We start from the raw sequence: 18,987 nt of genomic DNA on the forward strand, positions 1-18,987 counted from the left end.
GCCTGTAGAGCCGACATTCTGCTGATCGCGCCGGGAGCGGAACGCACCGCTCCCGGCTGTGTGTGCGATCACGCACACGCCCCCACAGTTGCGCCGCCCGAACCGGGGCGCGCGCCGCCTATGAGGAGGACTCCCTCGTAATGGCAATGCTGCGTAGCAAGAAGACTGTGATCGCCGCGGCGATCTCGACCGCCACCGCCGCCACGCTGTTCGGTGCGGTCACCGCCCTTCCGGCCCAGGCCGCTCCCGCCGAAGGCACCGTGATCGGGGCCGGTTCGGCCGACGCCGTCAAGGGCAGCTACATCGTCACGCTGAAGAAGAACTCGGGCTTCAAGGCCGCGTCGGCCCAGGGCAAGGGTCTGATATCCGAGTACGGCGGATCGGTGAAGAAGACCTTCAAGTCCGCGCTCGACGGATACACCGTCGAACTGAGCGCGGGTGAGGCGAGACGCCTCGCCGCCGATCCCTCGGTCGCCTCGGTCGAGCAGAACCGGACCGTCCGCGCGGACGCGACCCAGAGCAACGCGCCTTGGGGTCTTGACCGCATCGACCAGACGAGCCTGCCGCTGTCCGGCACCTACACCTACCCGGACACCGCGGGCTCGGGCGTCACCGCGTACGTGATCGACACGGGCGTGCGCATCACGCACTCCGAGATCAGCGGGCGCGCGGTGAACGGCTACGACGCCGTGGACCGCGACAACACCGCCCAGGACGGCAACGGCCACGGCACGCACGTGGCCACCACCATCGCGGGCAAGACGTACGGCGTCGCCAAGAAGGCCAAGATCGTGGCCGTCCGCGTGCTCGACAACAACGGCTCCGGCACGACCGCCGGTGTCATCGCGGGCATCGACTGGGTGACGAGCAACCACGCGGCGGGCGCCCCCGCCGTGGCCAACATGTCACTCGGCGGCGGCGCCTCCACCTCGCTGGACAACGCGGTGAAGAACTCCATCGCCGACGGTGTCAGCTACGCGGTCGCCGCGGGCAACGAGGGCGTCAACGCCTCCTCGTCGTCCCCGGCTCGGGTCCCCGCCGCCATCACGGTGGGCGCCACCAGCAACACGGACGCCAAGGCCAGCTGGTCCAACTACGGCTCGGTCCTCGACATCTTCGCGCCCGGCGTCTCGATCAAGGCGGGCTGGCACACCGGCGACACGGCCACGAACACCATCTCCGGTACGTCGATGGCCACTCCGCATGTCGCGGGTGCGGCGGCGGTGTACCTGGCGGGCCACTCCTCGGCCACGCCTGCCCAGGTCTCATCGGCCCTGGTGAACGGAGCGACCTCGGGCAAGGTCACGAGCCCGGGCAGCGGCTCGCCGAACAGGCTGCTCAAGCTCGTCCCGTAGTAGCCCGCGACCCGGGGTCGGTACACCGTCCATCACCGGCTCCGCCGCGTTCGTCCTCAATCGCCGGACGGGCTTTTCCCAGCTCGTCCGGCGGTTGAGGCCCCGCAGGGCTACGCCTCAGCCCCAACCCGGCCGCCACCAGCAACAGCCCGCCCAGCATCACGAACGGCGCGGCGACCCCCGCCACCCCGGCGATGAGCCCGGCCCCGGCAGGCGCGGCGACCTGCCCCAGCCGATTCCCCGTGAGCCGCAACGCGAGGGCAGTGGACCGCGCCCCCTCAGGAGCAGCCTGCACCACAGTCGTCATCGACAGCGGCTGCCCGACCCCCAGACAGAAGCCCAGCAGCACCAGCATCACCGCCAGCCCCCACACAGGCACCGGCAGCGCAACTCCCGCGCACAGCACGGCGGCCAGCAGACACGTGACGACGATCAGCACCGTACGCCCGAGCAGGTTGATCAGCGGTGTCATCACGAGCCGGCAGGCGATCGTCGCGGCGGCCCGCAGCGAGAGGAGCACGCCGACCGTCGCGGGCGCGATGCCCCGGTGCTCGCCGACCACCGGCAGATAGGCCGTGAGGATGTCCGTGGCGGACAGCACCGCGAGGCTGATGAAGATCCCGGCGGGAACGCCACGGGTGCGCAGGATGCCGAGCACCGGCACCTTGTCCCCCCGCTTCGGCGAGGCACCGGAGGGCCGCACATGCTCGATGCGCCAGAGCGAGGTGAGTGAGACGGCAGCGACCCCCGCGGAGACCAGCAGCGCGAAGGCGCTCGTGCGGCCCATGTCCCCGCCGATGAGGGAGCCCGCGGCGATCGGCCCGATCAGCTGCCCGAGCGAGGCACCGATCGTGAAGTGCCCGAAGTTGCGGTCCTGTTCGTCGGGGGCGGACTGCCGGGCGACGATCGACTGGGCGCCGATCACGAAGCAGAGATGGCCGAGGCCCATCACACCGCTCCAGGCGGCGAGCGCGCCGAGCGACCCGGCCGTGCCGCTGAGCGCGCACCCTCCGGCGATCAGGACGACGCCGACCGGCAGGAGCGGCGCGCACCGCCCGTGGTCCGTCCTGCGCCCGAGCGGCACGGCCGCGAAGAGCGGGAGCAGGGCGTACACACCGGCGATGACACCGATCGCCCGCTCGTCGGCGCCCAGGGAGAGGGCCCGGTAGGAGACGGCCGGACGCGCCATCGACACCGCCCCCTGCGCGAAGCTGAAGGCGATGACGAGGCGCAGCAACCAGGCACGGCCCGGTGTCGATGGCATCAGATGATGCCGAAGAGGATTCCGGAGCCGAGCACCACCAGCGAGGTGAGCACGGCCCATTTGACGGTGAACTTGGTGTGGTCGCCGAACTCGACCTTGGCCATGCCGACGAGGACGTACACGGCGGGGACCAGCGGGCTCGACATGTGCAGGGCCTGGCCCGCGATCGAGGCGCGGGCGATCTCCAGGGTGCCGACGCCGTGCGCCTGGCCCGCTTCGGCGAGGACCGGCAGGACACCGAAGTAGAAGCCGTCGTTCGACATGAAGTAGGTGAGCGGCAGCGACAGGAGACCGGTGACCAGGCCCATCTGCGGGCCCATGCCCTCCGGGATCGCGTCGACGAGCCACTTGGCCATGCTGTCGACCATGCCGGTGCCCTGGAGGACGCCGGTGAAGACGGCGGCCGCGAAGACCATGCCGGTGACGTTGAGGACGTTCTCGGCGTGGGCGCCGATGCGGGCCTTCTGGTCGGGCATGTGCGGGAAGTTGACCGTCAGGGCGAGCGCGGCACCGAGCAGGAAGAGGACCGGGATCGGCAGCCACTCCATGATCATGGCGGTGAGCAGGACCACGGTGAGACCGGCGTTGAACCAGTAGAGCTTGGGGCGCAGGGTGGAGCGGTTCGGGTCGAGCCCCTGGAAGCCGTCGTCCTCCTCGTCGGCCTCACCAGAAGCGGCAGCGGCATCAGAGGAGTCCGCGTCCGTTCCGGAGCCCGTTCCCCCGGTGGTCTTCTTCGTGAGCGACGTACGCCCGGTCCCCGCGGCGCCACCGGCACCCACCAGGACCGTCTCGCCCGCCGTCTCCTTCTCCAGGACCTCGTCCAGGGAGAGCATGCCGAGCCGCTTGCGCTCCCGCAGACCCAGTGCGTAGGAGAGCAGGAAGACGGCGACGAGGCCCATCGCGAGCGCCGGGATCATCGGCACGAAGATGTCGGCCGCGTCGACCTTGAGCGCGGTCGCGGCGCGGGCCGTGGGGCCGCCCCAGGGCAGGGTGTTCATGACGCCGTTGGCGGTGGCCGCGACGCCCGTCATGACGACGAGGCTCATCTTGAGGCGTTTGTAGAGCGGATACATCGCCGAGACCGTGATCATGAAGGTCGTCGAGCCGTCGCCGTCGAGCGAGACGATCGCGGCGAGCAGCGCGGTGCCCACCACGATGCGCACCGGGTCCGCCTTGCAGAAGCGCAGGATGCCCCGGACGATCGGGTCGAAGAGGCCGACGTCAATCATGACGCCGAAGTACACGATGGCGAACATGAGCATGGCCGCCGTGGGCGCCAGATTCCCGACGCCTTCGAGGACGTAGTCCCCGAGATGGGCTCCCTTTCCTACGAACACGCAGAAGAGCGCGGGGATCAGCACCAGTGCCGCGATCGGCGACATCTTCTTCATCATGATCAGCACCAGGAAGGTGGCGATCATGACGAATCCGAGGATTGTCAGCATGGGGGCTACCTAACGTTCACCATCGAACTCCCACCAGGTCTGGCGGTCCGGTTGACGTTAGGACCCGTTCTCAAGCGTTAACAAGATGTTGACGTGTGAGCAATAAGCGCAAAACTCCAGGTCAACGAGTTGCTGGCACCAGAGGCAGCACGGACACCGGGAAGCCGTTGAGTACGGACGTCCCGGAGAGCGGGTCGAGGAGAGTGCCGTCCAGAAGCTGGTTCACGTTGGCCCCGGGGTTCTCGGCGGCGACGGTCAGGCGGGTGCCGGGGCGGTTGTGACCCCAGCCGTGCGGCAGGCTGACCACTCCGGGGCGCACGGCGTCGGTCACCTCTACGGGGACGGTGATCCGGCCGCCGGCGGCCTCCACGCGCGCGTGGCCGCCGTTGTCGAGGCCGATGCGGGCCGCGTCCTCGGGGTGGACGTGCAGGGTGCAGCGGTTGGAGCCGCCGGTGAGGGTGCGTACGTTGTGCATCCAGCTGTTGTTGGAGCGCAGATGACGGCGTCCTACGAGGACGAGCTCGTCCGGGGCGGCGCGCAGCGCGTCCGTCAGGCGGGGCAGGTCGTCCGCGATGGGTCCCGGGAGGAGTTCCACGCGTCCGCTGCGGGTCCTGAGGACCTGCGGGAGGCGGGGCTCCAGCGGTCCGAGGTCGATGCCGTGGGGGTGGGCGATCAGCCGGTCGAGGGTGAGCCCGTCCTCGCGTGCGCCGAATCCGTCGCCGTAGGGGCCAAGGCGCAGCATCAGGTCGAGCCGCCGCTCGGGGCCGCTGTCGCCGGTGAGGAGGGCGGCCAGTTCCTTGGGGTCACGGCCGTGCACGGCCGAGTGGCGCTCGGTGACAGCCTTGCCGAGGGTCTGGTCGATGACCATGGCGTCGACGGCTGCCGGATCGGCGCCGTGCATCCCGCTCGCAGCCAGGACGAGCCTCGCGAGGATCTCCGTCTCGGGCATCCTGCCGCCCGCCAGGGACAGCGCGGCGCGGGTGTAGCGGACCTGGTTGCGCACGGCGAAGCCGTTGAAGGCGAAGTCGAAGTGGGCGCTCTGGGAGGGCGGGGGCGGGGGCAGGACCACGTGGGCGTGGCAGGAGGTCTCGTTCAGATACGGGTCGACGCTGACCATGAAGTCCAGTGAGGCCAGGGCCTTGTCGAGGCGGTCGCCGTCGGGCGCCGAGAGGACGGGGTTGGCCGCGACGGCGACGACCGCGCGGATCGCGCCGTCGCCGGGGGTGTCGATCTCCTCGGCGAGCGCGGCGATCGGCAGCTCGCCCTTGGCCTCGGGGTGCCCGCTGACGCGGCTGTGCCAGCGGCCGAGCGCGAATCCCTTGCCGGGGCCTGCCGGGCGGGGCGCGCGGTCGGTGGCCGAGAGGGGGAACAGGGCGCCGCCGGGCCGGTCGAGGTTGCCGGTCAGGACGTTCAGGACGTCGACCAGCCAGTTGGTGAGCGTGCCGTAGGCGACGGTGCTCGCGCCCACGCGGGCGTAGACGGCGGCGGTGGGCGCGGCGGCCAGCTCGCGGGCGAGGGCGCGGATGGTGTCGGCGGGCACGTCGCAGGCCGCGGACACGGCGTCGGGGGTGAAGTGGCGTACGGCATCGCGCACGTCGTCGACGCCCTCCACCTGGTTCTCCAGCGCGCCGATGTCGGTGAGTTTCTCCTCGAAGAGGACCTGGGCCATGGCCGCGAGCAGCAGCGCGTCCGTGCCGGGCCGGATCGCGAGGTGCCGGTCGGCGAGCTTCGCGGTGCGGGTGCGGCGCGGGTCGACGACGGTGAGCGTGCCTCCCCGGGCGCGCAGCGCCTTCAGCTTGCCCGGGAAGTCGGGGGCGGTGCACAGGCTCCCGTTCGAGTCCAGGGGGTTGGCGCCGAGCAGGAGCAGATGGTCGGTGCGGTCCAGGTCGGGCACCGGGATGGCGAACGCGTCACCGAAGAGGAGCCCGCTGGACACGTGCTTGGGCATCTGGTCGACGGTGCTCGCGGAAAAGATGTTGCGGGTGCCGAGCGAGCGCAGCAGGACGGGCGGGTAGAGGCCGCCCGCCATGGTGTGCACGTTCGGGTTGCCGAGCACGACGCCGATCGCCTGCGGACCGTAGCGCTCGATCAAGGGGCGAAGCCCTGCGGCGACGGCGTCGAACGCCTCGTCCCAGCTTGCCTCTTGGAGTACACCGTCCTTGCGTACGAGGGGCCCTTTCAGGCGGTCGGGGTCGGAGTCGGCCTCTCCGAAGGAGGCGCCTTTGGGGCAGATGAAGCCGTGGCTGAACACATCGTCCCGGTCCCCGCGCGCACCGGTCACGCGCGCGGCGTCGGCGGTCCCTTCGATGGTGAGCGTGAGCCCGCAGGTGGCTTCGCAGAGGGGGCAGATACGCAGGGCGGTGCTGGGCATGGAGGACCCTCCAGGGCGGCGGCTACGGCGCACGTGCGCTCTCACCATACCGACCGGTATGCATGGCGTCAGGACCCGCGAGGGGTCCCGTCGCGAAACTGCCGTCCGCGAGGTTCGGTCAGGTTCAGTCCAGCGAGCCCGCGAAGTAGGAGTGCAGTAGGGTCCGCGTCTCGTCGATCAGGTCGGGATCGCCCGACGGGTGCGCGCGGAAGGCAAGTTGGAGGACGGCGTCCACCGCTTCGACGCCGACGAGTACCGTGCGGCGCAGCTTCTTGTCGAGCGGCCGGTCGATGTGGGCGGCGAGCAGCCCCGCGACCCGTTCGGCGACATCCGAGTTGGCGTCCGGCATCGCGTCGGGGGCCGAGGGGATGCCGAAGTCGACCAGGCCGAAGCCGGGGACGCTGCGTTTCATGGCGAGGTACTCGTCGAAGGCCGCGTCGACGGCGCCGCGCCAGTCACCGCGCTCCACGTCGGCCATGCGGGCCGCCACGCGCTCTCCGTACGCGTCGAGATTGCGGTGGGCCAGGGCGTCGGCCATGGCCCGCTTGTTGCCGAAGAAGCGGTAGACCGAGCCGATCGGGACGCCCGCGCGGGCGGCGACGGCGCGGGTGCTCAGATCTTCGTATCCGACCTCGTCCAGGAGGTCGGCGCAGGCGTCGAGGATGCGGGTCAGGCGCTCGGCGCTGCGTTCCTGCACGGGCACGCGGCGCAGGGTTTTCGGGGGTGGCGGCGGCTTGTGCTGATCACGGCGGGGCATCCCCGGGAGAGTAGAGCATTGTTCACATCCATGGACCCCCCTTGCGGAAGGAAAACCTGAATCCTACGGTGACCCATAGGAATCGTTGACGAGGGAGCGATGATGAGCCGGGAACACACCAGCGACGCCGGACGTGCGGACGCGAACGACCCGCGCAAGACGGCGGAGGCACTGACGTACCTCTCCGGCTTCGGCAACGAACACAGCTCCGAAGCGGTGCCCGGCGCCCTGCCGCACGGCCGAAACTCGCCCCAGCGCGCACCCCTCGGCCTGTACGCGGAGCAGCTGAGCGGCACCGCCTTCACCGAGCCCCGCGCGCACAACCGCCGCTCGTGGCTCTACCGCATCCGCCCTTCGGCCGCGCACCCGGCGTTCACCCGCGTCGACAACGGCGCCCTGCGGACCGCGCCCTTCACCGAGACGCCCGACCCCAACCGGCTGCGCTGGAACCCGCTCCCGGTGCCCGCGCCCGGCACGGACTTCCTCGCGGGCCTGTGGACGCTGGGCGGCAATGGCGACGCCACCCAGCGCACCGGCATGGCCGTGCACCTCTACCACGCCAACTCCTCCATGACGGACAGGGTGTTCAGCGACTCGGACGGTGAACTCCTCGTCGTGCCCGAGCAGGGCGGTCTGCTGCTTCGCACCGAGTTCGGCCTGCTGCGGGCCGAACCGGGCGAGGTGGCGTTGATCCCGCGCGGGGTGCGCTTTCGCGTCGAGCTCCTGGACGAGACAGCCCGCGGGTACGTGTGCGAGAACTACGGGGCGGCCTTCCAGCTCCCCGACCTGGGTCCGATCGGCGCGAACGGCCTTGCCAACGCACGGGACTTCAGGGCTCCGGTCGCGGCGTACGAGGACGACGACCGGCCGGTGGAGGTCGTGAACAAGTTCTGCGGGAACCTGTGGCGGGCGACCTACGACCACTCGCCGCTCGACGTCGTCGCCTGGCACGGCAACCACGTTCCGTACGTGTACGACCTGCGCCGCTTCAACGTCATCGGCACCATCAGCTACGACCACCCGGACCCGTCGATCTTCACGGTCCTCACCTCGCCGTCCGATACGCCGGGCCTCGCGGGCGTCGACTTCGTGGTCTTCGCGCCGCGCTGGCTGGTCGGCGAGGACACCTTCCGGCCGCCGTACTTCCACCGGAACGTGATGAGCGAGTACATGGGCCTGATCGAGGGCGCGTACGACGCGAAGGCGGAGGGATTCGTGCCCGGCGGCGGCTCGCTGCACAACATGATGTCGGCGCACGGACCCGACCGCGACACCTTCGAGAAGGCGTCGGCCGCCGAGCTGAAGCCGCAGAAGATCGACGACGGGCTTGCCTTCATGTTCGAGACGCGCTGGCCGGTGACGGCGACCGAACAAGCAGCTCAGGCCGCCCATCTGCAGCGCGGGTACGACGATGTGTGGGAGGGTCTGGAGCGCCATTTTCGAAACTGATCCGATACCCGCCGGGTAGCCGACCCCGTTTCGATGCCGATGCGGACTGATTCGGAGAGACCGTGACCGCTTTCGCCCCGGACTCGATCGTCCTGAATCGCAAGCTGCCGCTCTGGTATCAGGTGTCGCAGTCCCTGCGCGCCTCGATACTCGGCCGCACGCCCGACGCCCCGCTCCGGCTGCCCACCGAGGAGCAGCTCGCGGGGCACTACGGGGTGAGCGTCCTGACCATGCGCCAGGCGCTCAAGGAGCTGGAGGACGAGGGGCTTATCACCCGCCACCGGCGGCGCGGCACGTTCATCGAGCCCAGCGCCCAGCGCGGCTCACCGGTCCGGCTGCTCGGCTCGGTCGACGCGATCGTGGCCCAGCAGTCGGGCATGAGCACCCGGCTGCTCGCGCACGGCACGGCTCCGGTCTCCGCCGAACTCGCCGAGCACTTCCCGGATCTGGCCGAGGTGGCGACGTACCACCGGCTGCGCAGCGACGAGAAGACGGGCGAACCGACCAATCACGCCCATAACTTCATCCGCCCCGAGCTCGCGGAGCGTGTCGACCTCGACGACCTGACGCGCTGGCCCATGACGAAGGTCCTGCGCGATGTGGTGGGCGTCCGCATCAGCCGCATCACGGACACCGTCGAGGCCACGCTCGCCGACCCGGAGACGGCCCGTCTCCTCGAAGTGCCGCTGCTCAGCCCGATCCTGCACTACACGGGCATCACGTACGACGAGGACGGCCGCGCCCTGGACGTGGCGCGCATCCACTACCGCGGCGACCGCTTCTCCTTCACGGTCACCCTCGACGCGACGTAAGGGTCTCGACGTACGATGCCGGGCGTGACGCACGACGAAGCGGCGCTGCTCGCCGACCTGATGCCGTGGTCCGTCGCACCGCTCCGGCCGGGCCGCGGGTGGCCGATGGGACCGGACGCCGCGACGCTCAGAGCCCGTTGGGCGGCGTTCGTCCGAGCGGATCCGGCGGAGCGCGAGAAGCTGCTCGCCCCCTCGCGCTCGCGCACCCTGCACACCGCGGTCGCCCAACTCCCGGGCCACCAGGTCGCGACGGTCCCGCTGGCCGCCGAGTCGGGTCCCTGCCCCGAGCCGGTGCGCGTCCTGCACGGCCCCTTCGACGAGCAGTGGCTGATCCCGGACCACCGGCTCATCGACGCCGCGCGCCCCGAGTTGTGGCGGGTCGCGGGCAAGGGGCAGCTGTTCCTCGTCGAGCAGGGGTACGTCACCGGTTCCGCGGGGCCTGCGGTGCTCGCCTCCGCCGTGCTGCCGGACGGCCGCTCCCCCGCCGGGCGGCCGGGGCGCATCCGGCCGCTGTTCCGCCGCCCCGGAGGCCTCGAACCCAATGTGGCGCCGGGCCTGCTGGCGTATCTCGCCGATGCGCTCGGCCAGGACGTCGACGACGCCGGGGACCTGCTGGCCTGGACGCTCGCCGTCGCGGAGGCGTCACCGTCCGGGTGCCGGGTCCCGCTGACGTCCGACGCCGGGCTCTGGGAGCGGGGCACGGAGTTGGGGCGCCGCATCCTCGCGCTCCAGGCACGCGGTGACGGCGCGCGGCCGAAGCTCCCCGGTGGCCGGCGGCCCTACGTCCGCGCGCCGCTCCCCGCCCGGCCCGCGGAGATCTCGTACGACGCCGACGAGGAGGCCCTGTGCGTGGACGCGGGCCGCATCTCGCCGGTGCCGCGGGAGGCGTGGGACTTCGAGGTGAGTGGGGTGCGAGTCCTCGATCTGTGGTTCGAGCGGCGGATGGCGGCAGGTGAGGCGGGCTCCCTGGAGGCGATCCGCCCGACGGAGTGGCCCCAGACCTGGACGTCGGAACTCCTTGAGCTGATCACGGTGCTGGCACTGCTGGCGGAACTCCGCCCGCTGCAACGGGAGTTGGCCGCCGGCCTCGACTCCCGCATCACGACGGACGAGCTGCACCGGGCGGGCATACTCCCCGCCCCGGCCGCCACACGACGCCCCGCATCGGTCCTCGACCACCACGAGGAAGGCCCTGGCGGCCAGTTCGCCCTACTCTGAGCGGTGCGGCCCCCTCGGCCGGGGAGCCACCAGGCCCCGGGCGCCACCCGACCCGCCAGGGCACCCAGTCACTCAACCGCACCTCGATCGTGGCTGAGCGCGCAGTTCCCCGCGCCCCTTCGGGGCGCTCTCCCGCGGCCGAGTCAGCAGGCCCCAGGCGCCACCCGACCCGCCAGGGCACCCAGTCGCCCATCCGCGGCTCGATCGTGGCTGAGCGCGCCGTTCCCCGCGCCCCTTTGGGGCGCCCCCCCAGCCGACTCCGCCGAGGCCGCCTCTCAGGCGAACGAGTCCAGGAGCCTGTTCAGCATTCTGTCGAAGAGTTCGTCGGCGTCTCCGGGGGACGGACCCTCCGTTAACGCTGCCGCTAGCCGTGGATAGGCGCCGCCCGCGACCTGGCCTGCCAGGTACGCGAACCGCACCTTCTGTTCCTGCTCCTCCGACCACGGCAGTGCCCGCGCCCGCTCCGCCATGGCGAGCTCGTTGACGACGTACGTCATGACCGAGCCGTTGATCATTCCGATGAGTTCCATCTTGGTGCCGTAGGGCGCGTCGAGGCCCTCCAGGGCGCCGAGGCAGTGCTCCAGGTACCGCAGGGCGTTCGGGCTGAAGCCGTAGAGCGCCGACATGATCCGCGGCAGCCACGGGTGGCGTCGCATGATCCCGCGCGTCTGGCGGCCGAGCGCCAGCATCTCCGCGCGCCAGTCGCCGCCCGGCGGTCCGGCCGGCAGCTCGTACTCGCCGCTCACCGCGTCGACCATCAGCTCGTTCAGGTCTTCCTTGCGCGGCACGTAGTTGTACAGGGACATCGTGCCGCAGCCCAGCTCGGCCGCGACCCTGCGCATGGAGACCGCGTCGATGCCGTCCGCGTCGGCGATGCGGACGGCTGCCGCCGCGATGTCCGCCCTGCTGTACGCGGGCTTCGGGCCACGGCCCGCACGCTCGGGGCGCGCCCAGATCACTTCCGGTTCGGCCGCTCGGCCCGCCATTGATCATCACCTCGCTCACCATGTTAGTTACGTACAGCGTACGTAGTGAGGTACCGTGCGGATATGACTTCTACGTACGCTGTACTTAGTGAGGGTCTGGAGAAGCGCTTCGGCGACGTCCATGCCCTGCGTGGCCTCGATCTCGCCGTCCCCGAGGGCGCCGTCTGCGGGCTGCTCGGTCCCAACGGGGCGGGCAAGACGACCGCGGTGCGCCTGCTCACCACGCTCCAGACGCCGGATGCCGGGCGGGCCCTGGTCGCCGGGTACGACGTGGTGCGGGAGGCCGCCGCGGTGCGGCGGCTCATCGGGGTGACCGGGCAGTACGCCTCCGTCGACGGGGATCTGACGGGGCGGGAGAATCTGCGGCTCTTCGCCCGGCTGCTGCGGGCTCCGCGGGCGCGGGGCGACGAGCTGCTCGAACGGTTCGGCCTCACGGACGCGGCCGACCGCCCCGCGCGGACGTACTCCGGCGGCATGCGGCGGCGGCTCGACCTCGCCGCGAGCCTTCTGGTGCGGCCGAGAGTCCTCTTCCTCGACGAGCCCACCACCGGGCTCGATCCGCACAGCCGGGGCGGCATCTGGGACGCCGTAAGGGAACTGGCCGCCGAGGGGACGACCGTGCTGCTGACCACGCAGTATCTGGAGGAGGCCGATCAGCTCGCCGATGAGATCGTCCTCATCGACGGGGGGCTTGCCGCGCATCGCGGTACGCCTGCCTCGCTGAAGGCGCAGATCGGGAGTTACGTCGAGGTGGTACTCCCGCTGGACTCGGCCGAGCAGGCGCTGGCCGCTGCCGCGGTCGTTCTGGATCAGCTCACCGGGGGCGAGCCGGTCCTCGATGCCGAGCGGCGTACCGCCGGGGTTGTCGCCCTGGACTCGGATCTCACGCTTCCGCGTGTCGTACGGGAGCTTGATGCTGCCGGGGTGCCCGTCATCGACGCGACGCTTCGGGCGCCGACTCTGGATGAGGTCTTCCTGCGGCTCGTCTCCCGCGTTTCCTGAACCGCCGCTTCGCGGCGGATTTTTCCCGCCCACCCACCCGATTACCCCGCAGTGCACGGGTGGGGCCCAACCATGGAGGTCCCCTTGAGCGCCATCCTCTACGACGGCACCGCCGTCCTCGGCCGGCATCTGCAGCGCATCAAGCACGCGCCCGCCATCCTCGTCATGACGCAGACGATGCCCATCGTCTTCCTGCTCTTCTTCGGCTACGTCTTCGGCAGCGCCCTCGCCATGCCCGGCGCCGACTACCGCGCCTTCCTCGTCCCGGGCATGCTCGTCGCGACCGCCGCGAACGGCATCATGACCGGCATGTTCACCGCCGCCCAGGACTCCCACCGGGGCGTCATGGACCGGTTCCGTACGATGCCCATGAGCCGCTCCGCCGTGCCGCTCGGGCAGGCCGTCGCCGATCTGCTGACCACCGCCGTGGGGCTCGTGCCGCTGATGCTCGTCGGGCTCGCGATGGGGTGGCGGATCGAGGGCGGCCCGCTCCAAGCCCTGGCCGCCTTCGGCCTGTTGCTGCTCTTCCGGTTCGCGACGACCTGGGTCGGCATCCTGTTCGGGCTCGTCTCGCAGAGCGAGGAGGCGGCGGGACAGCTGGGCAGCGCGACGTTCATGCTGCCGCTGCTCTCGAACGCGTACCTCCCCACCGACGGGCTTCCCGGGTGGCTGCGCACCATCGCCGAGTGGAACCCGATCAGCGCGGTCGCCACGGCGGTGCGTGACCTGTTCGGCAACGCGCCCGTGCCGACGGACGCGGCCTGGCCGGTGACGCATCCCGTGGCCGGGGCGGTCCTCTGGTCGCTGGTGCTGCTCGCCGTGTGCGTGCCGCTCGCCGTCCGCCGGTACACGCACGGGGGACGGTGAGCGGAGGGCCGCGCCCTACTTCTGAGGGGCGAGCTCGGGTCCCAGCGAGGAGAACTTCTCCTGGGACACCACACGCTTCGGCGGCCAGGTGATGTTCGACGGCGGCCACTTCTGGCCCGTCTTCTTCAGGAACCACGCCGGAGGTTCGTACATCGGCGGCTCATAGCCGTCCGGCAGCGCGGTCTTCCAACTGACGTCCTTCGTACGCTCCTTGAACTCGTCCTTGACCGCCTTCAGGCGCTCGGGCTGCGTGATCAGGTCGACCGCCGTCGCCGCGAGGTACTTCGCCGCCGCGATCACCGCGGCCTGGCCGGGAGCCGCCGCCGCGCAGGCGGCGGTGGACCAGGTGTGCATCTTGGTGCCGATGGGAGCAAGGGCGGCGCCCATCGAGACGGTGGGGACGTTCCAGCTGATGTCGGCGACGTCCGTCGAGCCGCCGCCCATGAACACCGGGTTGGGCGGGGTCAGTTCACCGATCTTGTCGTGCATGCCCTTCTGCGGCAGACCGAGGGACTCCTGAAGCTCCTTGGCCAACTCATGTGCCCGGTCGGAGAATTCGGGCGGGCCTATCTCCCGCATGTTCGCGTGCAGGAGCTCGGCGAAGGCCTTGGCCGGGAGCTGGTTCCAGCAGGCCGATGTGACGCGGTGGCGGACGCTCGTCTGGGACGCCTTCGCCGCCGCCTCGGAGACCGCGATCACCTTGTCCAGGAGGACCTGGACGCGGGCGGGGCTCCCCTCGCGTACGTAGTACGAGATCTCGGCGATCTCCGGGGTGACGTTCGGGATGTCGCCGCCGTTGTTGATCACCCAGTGCAGTCGGCCGCTCGGCGCGAGGTTCTCCTCGCGCAGGAACTCCGACATCGTCGCCATCATCACGGCGGCGTCGAGCGCGGACTTGTTGCCCAGCGGGGTGCCGCCGTGGCCTGCCACGCCGAGGAAGGTGAAGGTGACGGCGGTCATCGCGGTGGTGGAGCCCCAGCCGGTCGCGTTGGCCGTCGAGGGGTGCCAGTCGAGGAACGCGTCGAGCCCGTCGTACACGCCCTTGCTCACGGCGTACGTCTTGCCGATCAGCGCTTCCTCGGCCGTGGAGCCGAAGAACTTCACGGTGACGGGGAGCCTGTGCTTCTTCGCCGCCTGCGCCACGGCCGCCGCCGCGGCAGCTGCCGCCGTACCGAGCGCGCTGTGTCCGCAGCCGTGGCCGGGGCCGTAGCCGGGCGCGAAGGGGTCGTGGATGTACTCGCGCGGATCGTGGTGGCCCACGCCCTTGTTCTGCGAGAGGCCGGGCAGCGCGTCGTACTCGCCGCTGAAGCCGAGGACCGGGCCGCCCCTGCCGTGCGTGAACGTCGCGGTGAACGCCGTCGGGAAGCCCGCGGTGCCGAACTTCACGTCGAATCCGGCCTGTTCGAGGAAATCGGCCTCGGCGATGGAGGACTTCCACTCGCGCAGGGACAGCTCGGCGTTGTCCCAGATCTCGGCGTTCAGGCCGGTGATCCGGTCGTCGTGGGAGGTGATCCAGTCGAGCGCCGCGCGCTTGGCGGGGGTGTCGGCAGCGAGGCCTTCGGGAGCTTCATAGGCGGCGGGGCTGTCGTCGGCGCCGGCGGCCATCGCCGGGTCCGCGTCGGCGCTCATGACGCCGGCGGTGACACCGGCCGCGCCGAGGAGCTGCATGATGTGGCGGCGGCTCAGGGACGGGCCGCTCGCGGGGAGTGCTTCATGCTCATGCTGATCGTGCAGGTCACACACGCGCACCTCCGGGGGTGAGGTTGGGTGTATCGGCCAATCGACCAGCCACACTGGGGCCGGAAAGTTGCGGCGTCAACAGGTGCGCATGACACGGGTGTTACGAGGGGTGCGTGATGAGGCGTGATGAGTGACGTGTACGGAGAGGGAAGGGGCGGGTGGGTGGAGGCAATCCGCCGCTGAGCGGCGGCCGAACCCCCGACCACCCGTGGTCAGCGACCCCCAAAGAGCGACCGCCGCAGCCTGCGCAAGGGAGCGAAGAGGGAAACCCTCCGCACACGTGCACCGCGGCCACTGTGGTCATGCGCACCCCGTGAGGTCAGCTCACGCATCAGCAATGTCGCTTCCGCCGTCTCACGCTGCGGAACGGCGGGGCCGCCCAGCACTGCGAGATGGCGGTCGAGACGCGAGCTGGTCGCGCTGCTCCCGCAGGTGATCGCAGGGACACGCGCCCTGCTGCGCACCGTTATCTGTTCCATGTCACTCCCCACCCGTACGAGGGCACCCGGCCCAGGGCAGGTTAACCCTATCGCCCCGCCACGACACTCGTGTATCCCGGTCACAGGATTCACCTACCCCGTAAGGAGGTTGACGATTACTCTCCGAATACAACTGATTCCAGGGCGAGTTGGACAAGCGGGGCGGAAGTGGGCCTCTCTGAGCCACCGTCGGGTTCGACGGTTACGGCCAGTGACGCGGCGGACGCGCTCAGGCCCGTGGCGATCACGGGCGTTTCGCCGTCAAGGAGGCCCACGGATCGGGGCGCCGAGGCGGGCCGCAGCAGCCACAGTTGGTGCGCACGGCCCTCAGGCGGCGCCCTGAGCCCCGCGACGCTCACCACGGCGCGCCGCCTGGACTCCGACGCCACGACGTTGATGCCGCGCCCCCAGGCGTCCCTCTTCCCGCTCGCGCGGGCGTCCGGAGCGGCCAGGACGTGGGCGATCTCACGTGCTTCGGCGCGCTCGCGGTCGAGCCGGGCGTCTGAACGGACCAGCTGGACGGCGAGGATCGCGGAGGCGGCCACCGCGAGGGCGGTGAGGACGCCGACGAGGCCGACGGGAACAAGAAGCGCGGGGGTGCGAGGGGGCGCGCTCGGAGTGACGGGCGCCCGCTGGGGCGGCTCCTGCTCCGTCGTGCGTACGGCGTTCAGCACCCGCTCGCGCAGGGCGGGCGGAGGAGGGGCCGCCGCCGCTCCCGCCAGCCGTACCGTGTCCTCGCCCAGCTCCCTGGTCTCCGTACGGCAGCGTGCGCAGCGGGCCAGATGCCGTTCGAAGCGGCGCAGTTCGCGAGGGCCGAGGGCGTCCAGGGCGTAGGGAACGGTCAGGGAGTGGACGCGTCGCCGGGGCCACGGCCGCCCGGCTGCGGGCCTCTCGAGGCCCCCGCTCATGTCGCGGCGCCCAGGCAGTCGCGCAGCCGCAGCAGTCCGGCCCGCATCCGCGTCTTGACGGTGCCGAGGGGCACGGAGAGGCGCAGGGCCACTTCCCGGTACGTATAGCCGTCGTAGTAGGCGAGCGTGACGGCCTGGCGCTGGAGGTCGGTGAGGCGCCGGAGGCAGCGGCGCACCCATTCGCGCTCCAGGCTGCCCTCGACCGCCTCGGAGACCTGGTCGAAGGCGGGTCCTTCGCCCCGCTCGGCCATGCGCCGCTCGCGGTCGCTCGCCGCGCGGGCGCTGCGTACCCGGTCGACCGCCCTGCGGTGGGCGAGCGTGAGGATCCAGGCGAGGGCGCTGCCGCGCGCCGGATCGAACCGGCCCGCCGTCCGCCAGAGTTCGAGCAGTACCTCCTGGACCACTTCCTCGGACTGTGCCGGGTCGCGCAGCACGCGGCGGACCATGCCGTACACCGGCCCGCAGACCAGGCCGTACAGCTTCTCGAAGGCCCGCTGGTCGCCCTCGGCGATCAGCGGCAGCAGCTCGTCGGGCTCCATGCGCGTCCCTCTCCCCCTCTTCCCGGCCCGGGGGCTCACGTCCTCCCGGGCCGGGTGCGTCGATGTCCGGTCGCACCGGGATTCGGGACGGGAGAAGGCAGCGGATTGGGAACGAGGGCAATCCGCCGGGCCCTTCGCCCCGAATGGCGTGCGTCAGGCGGCTTGCGCGCAGCGCGGGGTCGCGCGAGGACGCGAGGAACAGTAAGGACGGACGCGATGACAGCTATCGCCAAGAGCCGAGCGGGGCGGCGCGGCAAGCGCGGCCTCGCGGCGCTCGTCTGTGGCGCGCTGGCCGCCGGGGGGCTCGCAGCCGCCGGCGTGACGGCACTGCGACCGGAGACGGCCGACGCCTCCAGCCACCGGGAGGCCCCGCTGATCTCGGGGCAGCCTCAGTACGACAACACGGACGTGTACGCGTTCGTGAGCCCGGACAAGCCCGACTCCACGACCATCGTGGCGAACTGGCTGCCCTTCGAGGAGCCCGCGGGCGGTCCCAACTTCTATCCGTGGGCCGACGACGCCCAGTACGACGTCCACATCGACAGCGACGGGGACGCGCAGGGCGACCTCCTCTACCGGTGGACGTTCGACACGAAGACCAAGAACGGCGACACGTTCCTCTACAACACCGGGCCCGTGACGAGCCTCGACGATCCCGATCTGAACGTGACGCAGACGTACGACCTGGAGCTGATCAAGCTCAAGGACCAGAAGGCCGTCTCGACCACGAAGGTCGCCGACGACGTGCCCGCGGCGCCGTCGCACGTCGGCAAGGCGTCCATGCCGAACTACAAGAAGCTGCGTGATCAGGCCGTGCGCCCGGTCAAGGGCGGTGGCTCGACGTTCGCGGGGCAGGCCGACGATCCGTTCTTCCTGGATCTGCGGGTGTTCGACCTGCTGTACGGCGGTGATCTGTCGGAGGTCGGTAACGACACCCTCAAGGGCTACAACGTGAACTCCCTTGCCCTTCAGGTGCCGACGGCCCAGATACGGCAGTCGGAGAAGCAGCCCACCGTCGGCATCTGGTCGACGACGCAGCGCAAGAACGCCAACGGCAAGTGGACTCAGGTGTCGCGCCTCGGCAACCCGCTGGTCAACGAGGTGGTCGTGCCGCAGAAGGACAAGGACAAGTTCAACGCGTCCTCGCCCTGGAACGACGCGGACTTCCTGAAGTACGTGACCAAGCCGGAGCTGCCGAAGCTCCTGGAGAAGATCTACAAGCTGAAGGCGCCCGCCGAGCCGCGCAACGATCTCGTGTCGGTGTTCCTGACGGGCGTGAAGGGCCTCAACCAGCCGCCGGGCGTCCGGCCCGCCGAGGCCCTGCGGCTCAACACGTCCGTCAAGCCCGCGGATTCACCCAAGCGGCTCGGGGTGCTCGACGGCGACAACGCCGGGTTCCCGAACGGGCGGCGGCTCACCGACGACGTCGTCGACATCGAGCTGCAAGCGGTCGAGGGCGAACTCACCGGAAACAAGAACGACTTGGGCGACGCGGTGGACGTCAACGACCAGAAGTTCGGCGACACCTTCCCGTACGTGGCGCTGCCCACCTCCGGTTCCCGAGGGCCGCTGGCCAAGGGCGGCGGGGGCAGCGACAGCTCGGCGCGCGATGCGCTGAGCGGCGGCGGCGCGGTGCCCGGACGTCCGGGATCCGGCGGGAGCGGTGGCGGCGATGACACCGATGCCGTGCTGATCGCCTCCGGGGCGGCGGGAGCGGCAGGGGTGCTGCTTGTCGGACTCGGGCTCGCGTGGTGGCGCAGGCGGGCCGCCGGGGGCGGCGCTCTGACCGGCTGAG

16 protein-coding genes are annotated in these 18,987 nt (G+C 70.8%); 7 read left to right on the forward strand and 9 right to left on the reverse strand.

Annotated elements, in window-relative coordinates; translation table 11 throughout:
* Positions 1-140: 140 nt before the first annotated feature.
* On the forward strand, positions 141-1,355 hold the full coding sequence (locus tag ACWGI2_RS38275; protein WP_453700479.1) for a S8 family peptidase: 1,215 nt from the start codon (positions 141-143) through the stop codon (positions 1,353-1,355).
* Here ACWGI2_RS38275 and ACWGI2_RS38280 read toward each other — a convergent pair.
* The 4 genes from ACWGI2_RS38280 to ACWGI2_RS38295 all read right to left on the reverse strand — a co-directional run bounded on the left by ACWGI2_RS38280 (position 1,339) and on the right by ACWGI2_RS38295 (position 7,192).
* A complete protein-coding gene (locus tag ACWGI2_RS38280) occupies positions 1,339-2,619 on the reverse strand; it encodes an MFS transporter (RefSeq protein ID WP_453700481.1) in 1,281 nt (426 codons plus the stop codon). The genes ACWGI2_RS38275 and ACWGI2_RS38280 overlap by 17 nt on opposite strands.
* Entirely contained in the window at positions 2,619-4,064 is a 1,446-nt protein-coding gene (locus tag ACWGI2_RS38285) for a CitMHS family transporter (RefSeq protein ID WP_453700483.1), read from the reverse strand. Before ACWGI2_RS38285 ends, ACWGI2_RS38280 begins: the two co-directional genes overlap by 1 nt.
* A gap of 121 nt (positions 4,065-4,185) precedes the next feature.
* Positions 4,186-6,435 carry a molybdopterin-dependent oxidoreductase gene (locus tag ACWGI2_RS38290; RefSeq protein WP_453700485.1) on the reverse strand — a complete coding sequence of 750 codons (2,250 nt, stop codon included), beginning with the start codon at positions 6,433-6,435 and terminating at the stop codon, positions 4,186-4,188.
* Between the two features lie 124 nt (positions 6,436-6,559).
* Positions 6,560-7,192 (reverse strand): TetR/AcrR family transcriptional regulator, encoded by a 633-nt coding sequence (locus tag ACWGI2_RS38295; RefSeq protein ID WP_453700486.1) that lies wholly within the window; start codon positions 7,190-7,192, stop codon positions 6,560-6,562.
* Positions 7,193-7,294: 102 nt separating this feature from the next.
* Between ACWGI2_RS38295 and hmgA the strand changes: the two genes are divergently transcribed.
* The 3 genes from hmgA to ACWGI2_RS38310 all read left to right on the forward strand — a co-directional run bounded on the left by hmgA (position 7,295) and on the right by ACWGI2_RS38310 (position 10,671).
* Positions 7,295-8,641 (forward strand): homogentisate 1,2-dioxygenase, encoded by a 1,347-nt coding sequence (gene hmgA / locus ACWGI2_RS38300; RefSeq protein WP_453399321.1) that lies wholly within the window; start codon positions 7,295-7,297, stop codon positions 8,639-8,641.
* A gap of 62 nt (positions 8,642-8,703) precedes the next feature.
* Positions 8,704-9,453 (forward strand): GntR family transcriptional regulator, encoded by a 750-nt coding sequence (locus ACWGI2_RS38305; RefSeq protein WP_453399320.1) that lies wholly within the window; start codon positions 8,704-8,706, stop codon positions 9,451-9,453.
* A 15-nt stretch (positions 9,454-9,468) separates the two neighbouring features.
* Positions 9,469-10,671, forward strand: coding sequence for a type ISP restriction/modification enzyme (locus ACWGI2_RS38310; protein WP_453700487.1), 1,203 nt, complete (start codon positions 9,469-9,471; stop codon positions 10,669-10,671).
* Between the two features lie 275 nt (positions 10,672-10,946).
* Here ACWGI2_RS38310 and ACWGI2_RS38315 read toward each other — a convergent pair whose 3' ends face one another.
* A complete protein-coding gene (locus ACWGI2_RS38315; protein WP_453399318.1) occupies positions 10,947-11,657 on the reverse strand; it encodes a TetR/AcrR family transcriptional regulator in 711 nt (236 codons plus the stop codon).
* Positions 11,658-11,720: 63 nt separating this feature from the next.
* Here ACWGI2_RS38315 and ACWGI2_RS38320 point away from each other — a divergent pair, with 63 nt between their 5' ends.
* Both ACWGI2_RS38320 and ACWGI2_RS38325 read left to right on the forward strand, forming a co-directional pair.
* Entirely contained in the window at positions 11,721-12,659 is a 939-nt protein-coding gene (locus ACWGI2_RS38320) for an ATP-binding cassette domain-containing protein (RefSeq protein WP_453700489.1), read from the forward strand.
* Positions 12,660-12,731: 72 nt separating this feature from the next.
* Complete coding sequence (locus tag ACWGI2_RS38325) at positions 12,732-13,526, forward strand: ABC transporter permease (protein ID WP_453700490.1); 795 nt, start codon at positions 12,732-12,734, stop codon at positions 13,524-13,526.
* A 15-nt stretch (positions 13,527-13,541) separates the two neighbouring features.
* On the opposite strand, the gene ACWGI2_RS38330 is transcribed toward ACWGI2_RS38325, so the two are convergent.
* The 4 genes from ACWGI2_RS38330 to ACWGI2_RS38345 all read right to left on the reverse strand — a co-directional run bounded on the left by ACWGI2_RS38330 (position 13,542) and on the right by ACWGI2_RS38345 (position 17,192).
* A complete protein-coding gene (locus tag ACWGI2_RS38330; protein WP_453700491.1) occupies positions 13,542-15,269 on the reverse strand; it encodes an amidohydrolase in 1,728 nt (575 codons plus the stop codon).
* 209 nt (positions 15,270-15,478) lie between these two features.
* Entirely contained in the window at positions 15,479-15,745 is a 267-nt protein-coding gene (locus ACWGI2_RS38335; protein ID WP_160504136.1) for a hypothetical protein, read from the reverse strand.
* 116 nt (positions 15,746-15,861) lie between these two features.
* On the reverse strand, positions 15,862-16,653 hold the full coding sequence (locus ACWGI2_RS38340; protein ID WP_453700493.1) for an anti-sigma factor: 792 nt from the start codon (positions 16,651-16,653) through the stop codon (positions 15,862-15,864).
* Positions 16,650-17,192, reverse strand: coding sequence for a sigma-70 family RNA polymerase sigma factor (locus ACWGI2_RS38345; protein WP_453700495.1), 543 nt, complete (start codon positions 17,190-17,192; stop codon positions 16,650-16,652). Before ACWGI2_RS38345 ends, ACWGI2_RS38340 begins: the two co-directional genes overlap by 4 nt.
* 216 nt (positions 17,193-17,408) lie before the next feature.
* Here ACWGI2_RS38345 and ACWGI2_RS38350 point away from each other — a divergent pair, with 216 nt between their 5' ends.
* Positions 17,409-18,986, forward strand: coding sequence for a DUF4331 domain-containing protein (locus ACWGI2_RS38350; protein WP_453700497.1), 1,578 nt, complete (start codon positions 17,409-17,411; stop codon positions 18,984-18,986).
* The last annotated feature ends 1 nt before the right edge of the window (position 18,987 follow it).

It is taken from the genome of Streptomyces sp. NPDC054866, from assembly GCF_053610745.1.

Coding starts and splice junctions, on each gene's coding strand:
- ACWGI2_RS38275 (WP_453700479.1), top strand. CDS start 141: ATGGCAATGCTGCGTAGCAAGAAGACTGTGATCGCCGCGGCGATCTCG.
- ACWGI2_RS38280 (WP_453700481.1), bottom strand. CDS start 2,619: ATGCCATCGACACCGGGCCGTGCCTGGTTGCTGCGCCTCGTCATCGCC.
- ACWGI2_RS38285 (WP_453700483.1), bottom strand. CDS start 4,064: ATGCTGACAATCCTCGGATTCGTCATGATCGCCACCTTCCTGGTGCTG.
- ACWGI2_RS38290 (WP_453700485.1), bottom strand. CDS start 6,435: ATGCCCAGCACCGCCCTGCGTATCTGCCCCCTCTGCGAAGCCACCTGC.
- ACWGI2_RS38295 (WP_453700486.1), bottom strand. CDS start 7,192: ATGCCCCGCCGTGATCAGCACAAGCCGCCGCCACCCCCGAAAACCCTG.
- hmgA (WP_453399321.1), top strand. CDS start 7,295: ATGAGCCGGGAACACACCAGCGACGCCGGACGTGCGGACGCGAACGAC.
- ACWGI2_RS38310 (WP_453700487.1), top strand. CDS start 9,469: ATGCCGGGCGTGACGCACGACGAAGCGGCGCTGCTCGCCGACCTGATG.
- ACWGI2_RS38315 (WP_453399318.1), bottom strand. CDS start 11,657: ATGGCGGGCCGAGCGGCCGAACCGGAAGTGATCTGGGCGCGCCCCGAG.
- ACWGI2_RS38320 (WP_453700489.1), top strand. CDS start 11,721: ATGACTTCTACGTACGCTGTACTTAGTGAGGGTCTGGAGAAGCGCTTC.
- ACWGI2_RS38325 (WP_453700490.1), top strand. CDS start 12,732: ATGGAGGTCCCCTTGAGCGCCATCCTCTACGACGGCACCGCCGTCCTC.
- ACWGI2_RS38335 (WP_160504136.1), bottom strand. CDS start 15,745: ATGGAACAGATAACGGTGCGCAGCAGGGCGCGTGTCCCTGCGATCACC.
- ACWGI2_RS38340 (WP_453700493.1), bottom strand. CDS start 16,653: ATGAGCGGGGGCCTCGAGAGGCCCGCAGCCGGGCGGCCGTGGCCCCGG.
- ACWGI2_RS38345 (WP_453700495.1), bottom strand. CDS start 17,192: ATGGAGCCCGACGAGCTGCTGCCGCTGATCGCCGAGGGCGACCAGCGG.
- ACWGI2_RS38350 (WP_453700497.1), top strand. CDS start 17,409: ATGACAGCTATCGCCAAGAGCCGAGCGGGGCGGCGCGGCAAGCGCGGC.